The organism is Methylobacterium sp. P3_A11 (assembly GCF_056403155.1).
Window position 1 is genome coordinate 42137 of sequence record NZ_JBFUGA010000032.1, and the last position, 7293, is coordinate 49429.

Below are 7293 nucleotides of genomic sequence, written 5' to 3' on the forward strand. Positions count from 1 at the left end.
GAGGGTTATCGAATGCCGATGCATGCGACGAACGACCTTTTCCAGAGCTTCGCCCGAGGGTACGAGGCCCGCCGCGACACGGAGATGACGCTCTCCGAGTATCTCGAAGCCTGCCGCGACGAGCCCCTGATGTACGCCTCGGCCGCCGAGCGGATCCTCGCGGCGATCGGCGAACCGGAATTCGTGGATACCGCCAAGGATTCGCGCCTCGGCCGGATCTTCATGAACCGGACGATCCGGACCTACCCGGCCTTCCGCGAGTTCTACGGGATGGAAGAGACGATCGAGCGGATCGTCTCGTTCTTCCGCCACGCGGCACAGGGCCTGGAGGAGCGCAAGCAGATCCTCTACCTCCTCGGCCCGGTGGGCGGCGGCAAGTCGTCCCTCGCCGAGCGGCTGAAGCTCCTGATGGAGGTTCACCCCGTCTACGTCCTCAAGGCCGGGGACGAGGTCTCGCCGGTCTTCGAGAGCCCGCTGGGCCTGTTCGACCCCGAGACGATGGGCGAGGAGATCCAGAAGCGCTACGGCGTCCCGCGCCGGCGCCTCACCGGCCTGATGAGCCCCTGGGCGCTGAAGCGCCTCGACGAGTTCAACGGCGACATCTCGCGCTTCAAGGTGATCAAGGTCCGGCCCTCGCGCCTGCGCCAGATCGCCATCGCCAAGACCGAGCCGGGCGACGAGAACAACCAGGACATCTCCTCACTGGTCGGCAAGGTCGACATCCGCCGCCTCGAGACCCTGTCCCAGGCCGATCCCGACGCCTATTCGTATTCGGGCGGCCTGAACCGGGCGAACCAGGGCATCCTCGAATTCGTCGAGATGTTCAAGGCGCCGATCAAGATGCTGCACCCCCTGCTCACCGCGACGCAGGAGGGCAACTACGTCGGCACCGAGAATATCGGCGCGATCCCCTTCACCGGCGTGATCCTGGCCCACTCGAACGAGTCCGAGTGGCAGACCTTCAAGACCAACAAGAACAACGAGGCGTTCATCGACCGGATCTACGTGATCAAGGTCCCGTACTGCCTGCGCGTCACCGAGGAGCAGCACATCTACGAGAAGTTGATCTCCGGCTCGGAACTGTCGGACGCGTCCTGCGCGCCCGGCACGCTGGAGATGCTGGCCCGCTTCTCGGTGCTGTCGCGCCTGCGGGAGCACGCCAATTCCAACGTCTTCTCGAAGATGCGGGTCTACGACGGCGAGTCCCTGCGCGAGGTCGATCCCCGCGCCCGCTCGATGCAGGAGTACAAGGACACGGCCGGCGTCGACGAGGGCATGGACGGGATCTCCACCCGCTTCGCCTTCAAGGTGCTGGCCGCGACCTTCAACCACGACACCACCGAGGTCTCGGCTGATCCGGTGCACCTGATGTACGTGCTGGAGCAGTCCCTGCGCCGGGAGCAGCTCCCGCCCGAGACCGAGAAGAAGTACCTGGAATTCATCAAGACCGAGCTCGCCCCGCGCTACGCGGAGTTCATCGGCCATGAGATCCAGAAGGCCTATCTCGAATCGTACCACGATTACGGGCAGAACCTGTTCGACCGGTACATCGACTACGCCGACGCCTGGATCGAGGACCAGGACTTCAAGGATGCCGAGACCGGCCAGCTCCTCAACCGCGAGCTGCTGAATCAGGAACTTACCAAGATCGAGAAGCCCGCCGGGATCGCCAACCCGAAGGACTTCCGCAACGAGGTGGTCAAGTTCGCCCTGCGCTCCCGCGCCCAGCATGGCGGCCGCAACCCGAGCTGGACCTCCTACGAGAAGCTGCGCGAGGTGATCGAGCGGCGGATGTTCTCCCAGGTGGAGGAGCTGCTGCCGGTGATCTCCTTCGGCTCCAAGAAGGACGGCGAGACCGAGAAGAAGCACGGCGAGTTCGTCGAGCGCATGGTGGCGCGCGGCTACACCGAGCGGCAGGTCCGCCGCCTGGTGGAATGGTACATGCGGGTGAAGCAGGCCGGCTGAGGCGCGGGGCGCCCGGCCGGGTCCAATCCGGCCGGGCCAGGGTTCGACCTTCCGCCGCCACAGTTTCGGACGACCGGCCGGTGAAGATCTCAGGCCAGCTTCGAAAGAGGGATCCATTCCTCCGCCGGCAGCATGGTACGATCAGGGTCCGGACCCGGCCGGAACACGCGGACGAGGGTTTTCGCAGCGGATGCACATCGTCGACCGACGTCTGAACCCGGGCGGCAAGAGCCTCCCGAACCGTCAGCGCTTCCTGCGCCGCGTGAAGGACGTGGCCCAGCGCGCCGTGCGCGAGTCCGCCCGCGAGAAGGACATCAAGGATCTCGGCAAGGATGGCCGGGTGACCGTGCCGGCGGACGGCGTGCGCGAGCCCCGCTTCTCCCGCCAGCCCGGGACCGGCCTGCAGGACCACATCCTGCCCGGCAACAAGACCTACGTGGAGGGCGACACGATCGAGCGGCCGCCCGGCGGCGGCGGTGGGCGCGGCTCCGGCGAGGGCGGGGAGGGCGGCGAGAACAGCGAGGACGCCTTCCGCTTCGTGCTCACCCGCGAGGAGTTCCTGGAGCTGTTCCTGGAGGATCTGGAACTGCCGGATCTCGCCAAGCGGCGCCTCGCCATCGTGGAGACGGAAGGGCTGCGCCGGGCCGGCTACACGGTCACCGGCTCGCCGGCGAACCTCGCCCTCACCCGCACCCTGCGCAACTCGATGTCGCGCCGGATCGCCCTAAAGCGCCCGAAGCCCGAGGACGTCGCGGCCCTGGAGACGCGGCTCGACGCCCTGCCGGAGGGCGACCCGGAGCGGGCGGATCTGGAGCAGGCGCTGTTCCGGCTGAGGGAGCGGTCGAAGCGCATCCCCTATGTCGACCCGATCGATCTGCGCTTCCGCCGCTTCGAGCCCTATCCGCGGCCGATCGCCCAGGCGGTCATGTTTTGCCTGATGGACGTGTCCGGCTCGATGACCGAGCACATGAAGGACCTCGCCAAGCGGTTCTACATTCTGCTCCATATCTTCCTGACGCGCCGCTACCGCCACGTCGAGATCGTGTTCATCCGCCACACCGACCGGGCCACCGAGGTCGACGAGGAGACCTTCTTCGGCTCCCGCGAGACCGGCGGCACCCTGGTCTCGTCGGCGCTGGTGGAGATGAAGCGCATCATCGCCGAGCGCTACGACCCGAACGACTGGAACATCTACGCCGCCCAGGCCTCGGACGGGGACAACGTCTCCTCCGACGGCCCGACCTCGACGGAGCTGCTGCGGTCGCACATCCTGCCGGCCTGCCAGCACTTCGCCTATCTCGAGGTCGGCGACGAGAACGGCCCCCGCGCGGGCTTCGTGGAGCACCGCACCACTCTTTGGCGGACCTACGAGTCTATCGCCAAGGCGGGCGGGCCGATCGCCATGCGCAAGGTCAACCACCGGCGGGAGATCTACCCGGTCTTCCGCGAGCTGTTCGGTCGCAAGGAAGGCCGTGCCGAGGCGGAGGCTTGAGATGACCCGCGCCGCGTCTCCCGCCTCCGCAGCGCGGGGGCGGACGTTCTCGTCCCGCGCACAGACGCGATACAATCCGATCGATCGGGAGGCCGCATGACGCTCGTCAAGGCACGCACGCCCCAGATCATCTCCGGCAGCCAGAAACCCCTGTTCACCGGCAACGACTGGGATTTCGACACGATCCGGCGCATCCACGACGCCTGCGAGGCGATCGCCGGGCCGCAGCTCGGCCTGTCCTGGTACCCGAACCAGATCGAGATCATCACGGCCGAACAGATGCTCGACGCCTACGCGTCGATCGGCATGCCGCTGTTCTACAAGCACTGGTCCTTCGGGAAGCACTTCGCCCAGCACGAGGCCGGCTACCGCCGCGGTCTGATGGGCCTCGCCTACGAGATCGTCATCAATTCCGACCCGTGCATCTCCTACGTGATGGAGGAGAACACGGCGACGATGCAGACGCTCGTCATCGCGCACGCCGCCTTCGGCCATAACCACTTCTTCAAGAACAACTACCTGTTCCGGCAATGGACGGATGCCGAGGGCATCCTCGACTATCTCGACTTCGCCAAGGGGTTCATCGCCCGCTGCGAGGAGCGCTACGGCCACCAGGCGGTGGAGCAGGTGCTCGACGCCGCCCACGCGCTGATGAGCCAGGGCGTCCACCGCTACCCGCGCAAGAAGCGGCCGGATCTCGCCTCGGAGCAGCGGCGCGAGCGCGAGCGGATCGAGCACGGCGAGCAGATCTACAACGATCTCTGGCGGACCCTGCCGCAGAAAATCGGCACCGTGCGGCCGGACGTGGCGGCGGAACGGCGCAAGGCCCTGCTCGAACTGCCGCAGGAGAACATTCTTTATTTCCTGGAGAAGGTCGCGCCCAGGCTTCGCCCGTGGCAGCGGGAGATCCTGCGCATCGTCCGCCTCGTGGCGCAGTATTTCTACCCGCAGCGCCAGACCAAGGTGATGAACGAGGGCTGCGCCACCTATTCCCACTATCGGATCATGAACGCCCTGTCGGAATCCGGGCAGATCACCGAGGCGTCCTACCTCGAATTCCTGCAATCCCACACCAACGTCATCCGGCAGCCGAACTACGACGACCGTTCCTATGGCGGCCACAACCCGTACGCGATCGGCTTCGCGATGATGCAGGACATCGCCCGCATCGCCGAGCAGCCGACCGACGAGGACCGGGCCTGGTTCCCCGACATCGCCGGCACCGGCGACGCCATGGCGGTCCTGCGCGATTGCTGGGAGAACTACCGCGACGAGAGCTTCATCCAGCAATTCCTCTCGCCCAAGCTGATGCGCGACATGCGCCTGTTCCACGTGGTCGACGATCCGGAGGAGCCGGAGCTGCGGGTGGAGGCGATCCACGACGAGCGCGGCTACCGCAAGCTGCGCCGGGCCTTCGCGCGTCAGTACGACGTGGCGTGGCTCGACCCCGACATCGAGGTGGTGGACGTCGATCTGGAGGGCGACCGCCGCCTGATCCTGCACCACAAGGCGATCAACCGGATCACCCTGCAGACGGACGACGCCAAGCGCGTGCTGCAGCATCTCGCCGACCTCTGGGGCTACGACGTGGTGCTCAAGGAGATCGAGCCGGCCACCGGCACGGTGCTCGGAGAGATCACCGCGAGCGCCCGGCCGATCTTCTTCTGAGCCGCTTGGTGACATGGGTTTCCAGCCCGATCCCCTCATCCTGAGGTGCCCGCATCGGCGGGCCTCGAAGGAGGCCTCCAGGGACCACGCGGCCGGCTGGAAGGCTCCTTCGAGGCCTGCGCTGCGTTCCGGCACTTCAGGATGAGGGGGTGGCGTGGGATCAGCCCCGTCGCCCCGCCCCTCCGCGCATATCGCGAACACGCATGACCGCCACAATCCTGACCCTCGCCGAGACCGCCGCCTTCCTCGATCGGGAATTCCCGCAGATGCAGGCGGGGGGGCGCGCCTACCATCTCGAAGAGGTCGGTCCGCTCTCGGCGCGGATGCGGCTGGAGACCCACGAACGCTTCCTGCGCCCCGGCGCGACGGTCTCGGGGCCGGCCATGATGGCCCTCGCCGACTACGCTCTCTACGCGGCGATCCTCGCCAATATCGGTCCCGTGGCGCTCGCCGTGACTACGAGCCTCACCTTCAACTTCCTGCGCAAGCCCGCCTCGGGGGATCTTCTGGCGGAATGCCGGCTGCTCAAGCTCGGCCGTCGGCTCGCCGTCGGCGAGGTCCTCATCACCGCCGTCGGCGACACCGATCTCGTCTGCCACGCCACCGGGACCTACTCGATCCCGCCGCGTTGAGGATGGTCAGGCCCGCGCCTCCGTGAGCCGGGCGGCATAGCGGGCGATCAGATCGACCTCCAGGTTGAGGCGATCCCCCGCCCGCCGCTCGCCCCAGGTGGTGACCTGGAGGGTGTGCGGGATCAGCAGGACCGAGAACAGGTCGCCGGCGACGCTGTTCACGGTCAGCGAGGTCCCGTCGAGGCAGACCGAACCCTTCTCGGCGATGAACTTCGCCAGGACGGCCGGTGCTCGCACGGTGAAGCGCTCGCTCGGCCCCCAGGCGCCCGCCGTGACGCGCGTGCGCTCCACGATCTCGGCGAGGCCATCGACATGGCCGGTGACGAGGTGGCCGCCGAGTTCGTCGCCGATCTTCAGGGACCGTTCGAGGTTGATCCGCGTGCCCGATGCCCAGGATCCGACGGTGGTCCGCGCCAGGGTCTCGGCGGCCGCGTCCACCGCGAACACGCAGCCCCCATCCGCGGCCGGCTCCACCGAGACGGCGGTGAGGCACGGGCCCGCGCAGGCGATCGAGGCGCCGAGGGCGATGGTGGCCGGATCGTAGGCGGTGCGGATCGCGATCCGGCGCAGGTCGCCGTCGCCCGCGACCGAGGTCACCGTGCCGACGTCGCTGACGAGTCCCGTGAACATCGCTTAGGTCCTGTCCCGTTCGTAGGTCACCGCCGTGTCGGCGCCGAGCCGCAGCGACTCGGCCTTCCGGAACCCGTCGCCCGCGAGCGCCGCGGATAGGGCGGGTCCCAGTGCCGGCAGGCCGCCCCCGGATCCCAGTTCCGCCGGACCCGTGACCAGCGTGCAGGCCTCGATCAGATCGGCCCGCGCGAGCGCCTCCGCAAGGCGGGGGCCGCCCTCGCTGCACAGGCGGGTCAGGCCGCGTCGACCGAGCTGCGCCAGGGCTGCCGGCAGGTCGATCCCGTCCACTCCGTCGGCAGGGACGGCTGCGACCTCCACGCCGAGCGCCTCAAGGGCGCGCCGCGCATGCGCGGGGGCCGCGCGGGTGGTCAGCACCAGGGTCGGGGTGTCCCGGGCGGTCCGGGCGAGGACGCTGGCGGGGCTGAGCCGCAGGTGCGTATCGAGGACGATCCGCAGGGGCGAGCGCCCGGCGAGCCCGGGCAGCCGAACGGTCAGCGACGGATCGTCGGCCCGGGCCGTGCCGATGCCGACCAGGATCGCGTCCGCGTGCGCCCGCCAAAGATGGACCGCCCCGTCCGCCACCGGCCCGGTGATCCGCAGGCGTTCGGGGCCGGCGGCCGCGCAGAAGCCGTCCAGGGTGCGGGCGAGCTTGAGATGCAGGGCCGGCCGGCCGAGCGTCACCCGCGTGATGTGGCCGAGATGGTCGCGCGCCGCCTCGTCCCGCAGCAGCCCGGTCTCGACCGCCACGCCCCCCTGGCGCAGCAGGCCGTGGCCGCGGCCCGCCACTCGGGGATCCGGATCCTCCAGGGCGCTGACCACCCGGGCGATGCCGGCGGCCAGGATCGCATCGGTGCAGGGCGGCGTGCGACCGTGATGCGAGCACGGCTCCAGGGTGACGTAGAGGGT

The 7293-nt window shown here is 68.5% G+C and carries 6 protein-coding genes; 4 read left to right on the plus strand and 2 right to left on the minus strand.

All coding sequences use genetic code 11. The annotated features are described in order from the left end of the window. Positions 1-12 precede the first annotated feature (12 nt). From AC1DXK_RS12585 to AC1DXK_RS12600, 4 genes are all read left to right on the plus strand, one after another. Complete coding sequence (locus AC1DXK_RS12585) at positions 13-1965, plus strand: PrkA family serine protein kinase (RefSeq protein WP_457107093.1); 1953 nt, start codon at positions 13-15, stop codon at positions 1963-1965. A 190-nt stretch (positions 1966-2155) separates the two neighbouring features. Then, positions 2156-3457, plus strand: a complete 1302-nt coding sequence (locus AC1DXK_RS12590; protein WP_457107094.1) for a YeaH/YhbH family protein — start codon at positions 2156-2158, stop codon at positions 3455-3457. A 96-nt stretch (positions 3458-3553) separates the two neighbouring features. Continuing rightward, the gene (locus tag AC1DXK_RS12595) at positions 3554-5125 is read left to right on the plus strand and encodes a SpoVR family protein (RefSeq protein ID WP_457107095.1); all 1572 of its coding nucleotides are present in this window, start codon (positions 3554-3556) and stop codon (positions 5123-5125) included. A 203-nt stretch (positions 5126-5328) separates the two neighbouring features. After that, on the plus strand, positions 5329-5757 hold the full coding sequence (locus AC1DXK_RS12600; protein WP_457107096.1) for a PaaI family thioesterase: 429 nt from the start codon (positions 5329-5331) through the stop codon (positions 5755-5757). 6 nt (positions 5758-5763) lie between these two features. Here the strand turns inward: AC1DXK_RS12600 and AC1DXK_RS12605 are convergent, their stop codons facing one another. Together AC1DXK_RS12605 and ribD are read right to left on the minus strand one after the other, a co-directional pair. Further along, positions 5764-6387 carry a riboflavin synthase gene (locus tag AC1DXK_RS12605; RefSeq protein WP_457107097.1) on the minus strand — a complete coding sequence of 208 codons (624 nt, stop codon included), beginning with the start codon at positions 6385-6387 and terminating at the stop codon, positions 5764-5766. Between the two features lie 3 nt (positions 6388-6390). After that, the coding region (gene ribD, locus AC1DXK_RS12610; RefSeq protein WP_477297926.1) for a bifunctional diaminohydroxyphosphoribosylaminopyrimidine deaminase/5-amino-6-(5-phosphoribosylamino)uracil reductase RibD at positions 6391-7293 on the minus strand (903 nt) is incomplete at its 5' end.